The organism is Asticcacaulis sp. AC460 (genome assembly GCF_000495795.1).
In the GTDB taxonomy this organism is placed as follows: Bacteria; Pseudomonadota; Alphaproteobacteria; order Caulobacterales; family Caulobacteraceae; genus Asticcacaulis.
In genome coordinates this window covers 1-312 of record NZ_AWGD01000084.1, presented here as the reverse complement: position 1 = coordinate 312, position 312 = coordinate 1, and the positions used below count along the sequence as shown (strand labels likewise).

1 protein-coding gene is annotated in these 312 nt (G+C 61.9%); it reads right to left on the bottom strand.

Annotation, left to right across the window (positions count from 1 at the left end):
• The coding region (locus ABAC460_RS47990) for a Calx-beta domain-containing protein (RefSeq protein WP_035426711.1) at positions 1 to 312 on the bottom strand (312 nt) is incomplete at both ends.

The following is a 312-nucleotide window of genomic DNA, read 5'->3' as shown; positions in this document are numbered from 1 at the left end:
GGCGGTGGCGGGCACGTCCAACCTTACGATGAAGTCGACAAAGTCCTGCCCTTCGCCGACCGCGACATCGTCTACCGACATGTTTGGCTTAACCGACGGCGTGGCGTCATTGGCACCGATCACCGCGGTCCCGACGGCATCCAGGGTCGTCGCATTGACCAGGTTGCTGATCACCAGGTTGAAGGCTTCTGATCCTTCGGCCAAAGTGTCGTTGGTCAGCGGCACCTTGACGGTATGCACCGTCTGACCCGGAGCGAAGTTAAGACTGCCGCTCACCGCGACATAGTCGGAACCGGCGATGGCGCCGCCGTC